This window comes from Actinomycetospora sp. (assembly GCF_055612215.1).
Genome location: NZ_JBVPVA010000768.1, coordinates 1 through 2,657, shown reverse-complemented (window position 1 = coordinate 2,657; position 2,657 = coordinate 1). Strand labels below are relative to the sequence as shown.

4 protein-coding genes are annotated in these 2,657 nt (G+C 75.0%); all 4 read right to left on the bottom strand.

All coding sequences use genetic code 11. The features are described 5' to 3' along the window. Positions 1-171 carry a hypothetical protein gene (locus tag AC0CYZ_RS20945; protein WP_472218854.1) on the bottom strand — a complete coding sequence of 57 codons (171 nt, stop codon included), beginning with the start codon at positions 169-171 and terminating at the stop codon, positions 1-3. A 118-nt stretch (positions 172-289) separates the two neighbouring features. Beyond that, positions 290-601: a hypothetical protein gene (locus AC0CYZ_RS20940; RefSeq protein ID WP_472218852.1), complete on the bottom strand. Its 312-nt coding sequence runs from the start codon at positions 599-601 to the stop codon at positions 290-292. Positions 602-628: 27 nt separating this feature from the next. Then, on the bottom strand, positions 629-1,798 hold the full coding sequence (locus AC0CYZ_RS20935) for a WXG100 family type VII secretion target (RefSeq protein WP_472218850.1): 1,170 nt from the start codon (positions 1,796-1,798) through the stop codon (positions 629-631). Positions 1,799-1,870: 72 nt separating this feature from the next. Further along, the coding region (locus AC0CYZ_RS20930; RefSeq protein ID WP_472218848.1) for a sulfurtransferase at positions 1,871-2,657 on the bottom strand (787 nt) is incomplete at its 5' end.

The following is a 2,657-nucleotide window of genomic DNA, read 5'->3' as shown; positions in this document are numbered from 1 at the left end:
TCAGCGCGAGAGGCCGAACGACATGTAGCGGTGACCGCGCAGCGCCATGCCCAGCAGGGTGCCGCCGACGGCGAGCAGGATCAGCCCGATCACCCCGTGCCCCAGCACCAGCGCCGTGAGGGCGCCGGCGAAGACGGTCTCGACCAGCACGTCCCGGATCATCTGCAGCACGTTCGACTCCCGTGATCGTTCCCCGACGTCCGACGGTAGGCCCGGGCGCCGTGCCCCCGCGTCAACCGACGCGGGCGTCGCGGTCACTCGTCACGGTGATCTCGTGGGCGCCGGTCCGTCACGGTGGCCGCCAGCCGTCGGCCACTCCCGCCTCGGTCGCCCCGTAGTCCTGCGCGCCGGCCCGCAGGGCGTCGCCGAGCGAGCGCACCCCGCCGGCCTCCTGCTCCATCGCGGTGAGCCCCTCGGCCGCCGTCGGCTCGTACCGCGCCCCGAACGCCCGGCCCTGGTCGTCGCTCCCGAGGTGCTGCCCGAGCTCCCCGAGGGCGGTCCGCAGCGCGGCGACGGCGTCGGCGACGACCCCCGCGGCCTCGTCGAACCGCGCGGCGGCCGCGGTGAGCTCACCGGGGTGCGTCGCGAAGCCGTCGTCCACCTCGGGCCTCCTCGGGGGAAGTAGATGTCAGGGGAAGTAGATGTCGCGATCGTCGAAGACGAAGCGGACCGAGTCGGGCGGCTCGTGGCCGTGGGTCATGAGCCGCGTGATGGCCGCGACGAGGCCCTGGCCGGCGGTGTCGGCGTCGAGGCCGGTGCCGCGGGCGTCGATGACGACGTCGCCGCTGCCGTTGCGGGCGAGGCGGCCGTTGGCGTCGAGGATCGCGTTCTCGACGGCGGGTGCGGTCGGCTCGTGGGGGCGGACGATCTCGGTGAGCCGGCCGCGGTCGCCGGGGGAGGAGCGGACCAGCGCGGCGGGGTCGGTGCGGGCGTGGACGCTGCGGCCCTCCGAGGAGAGCAGCTGGGCCGCCGGCCGCTGCTCCGGGGCGAACGACGCCGTCGGGGTCTCGTGCACCCCGACCCGGAAGAGCGGGCCGAGGGCGCCGCGGTTCCCCGGGTCGAGGGCGGCGCTGATGAGCCCGTCGATCTCGGCCAGGTCCTCCGCGGCGGTCGTCGGGGGTGCCGGTGTGGTGAGCGCGCGTCGGGGGAGGGCCGCCCCGATGCCGCCGAGCACCCCGCCGACGGCACCGCCGGACATCGCGGCGGTCGCCACCTCGGCGCTCGACCACTCGCCGTCGTGGAGCGCGTGCACCCGCAGCGGCTGCGTCACGGCCATGTCGACGACGGCGCCCTCCACCGCGCCGAACGCCACCCCGACGAGCGCGCCGCCGGCGATCGCCGCGGCCGTCGCCGAGAGCTCGACCCCGATCGCACTCGCCGCGGCGATCAGGCCCGCGCTGACCCCGGCGGCCGCCGCGGCCGAGGTGCCGAAGGTCAGCCACGCGAGCCCGACCCCGGCCGCGATCGTCGCCCCGGCGGTGATCGCGAGCTCCTCGACCCGGCGCTTCGCGTCGGCGACGGCGTCCGCGTACCGGGTCAGGGCGCCGGACAGCGCGCGGGCGCCGGCCGCGTCGTCGCGCAGCGCCGCCTCGTGCTGCTGCCAGGCCTGCGCGAAGCGCTGCGCCGCGTCGCCGGTCCACCCCGCGGTGGCCTGTGTGGTGCCCGCGCGGCCCACGTCGACGGCGTGGTCGAGCGCGTCCGCCGTCCGCGCCCACGCCTGCGCCGCGTCGCGCACCCCGTCCTCGTCCGCGGCCGGCCACCACAGCCCGACCTGCGAGACCACCTCGTCGACACCCACGACGGGGACGCTAGGCGGGCGCGTCCCCCGAGAGGTCGCGTTCCGCGGAATCCGTCCGGAACCCCTCGCTGATCACGCCGCCGGGTCGACGGAGCCGCGCTCGTCACCGGTCCGGACCGGCACGCCGACCAGCGAGCCGTACTCGGTCCAGGACCCGTCGTAGTTCTTCACCTCGGGATACCCGAGCAGCTCGTGCAGGGCGAACCAGGTGTGCGACGACCGTTCGCCGATCCGGCAGTAGGTGATCGTCGTCGCGTCGGGGTGCACGCCCTCCCCGCCGTAGAGCTCGCGGAGCTGCTCGTCGGAGCGGAAGGTGCCGTCCTCGGCGACCGCCCGGCTCCAGGGGATGTTGGCGGCGCCCGGGATGTGGCCCGCGCGCTGGGCCTGCTCCTGCGGCAGGTGGGCCGGGGCCAGCAGCCGCCCGGCGTACTCCTCGGGCGAGCGGATGTCGATCAGCGTGGCCGTCCCGATCGCCGCGATGACCTCGTCGCGGAACGCGCGGATCGAGAGGTCCTGCTCCTGGGCCGTGTAGTCGGTCGCCTGGCGCTGCGGCACCTCGGTGTCGAGCGTGCGCCCGTCGAGCTCCCACTTCTTGCGCCCGCCGTCGAGCAGCTTCACGTCGGAGTGCCCGTAGAGCGTGAAGTACCAGTAGGCGTAGGCAGCGAACCAGTTGTTGTTGCCGCCGTACAGGACGACGGTGTCGTCGTTGCTGATGCCCTTCTGCGAGAGCAGCTGCTCGAACTGCTCCTTGTTGACGAAGTCGCGGCGGACCTGGTCCTGCAACTCGGTCTTCCAGTCGAGCTTCACGGCGCCGGGGATGTGCCCGCCGTCGTAGGCGGAGGTGTCCTCGTCGACCTCG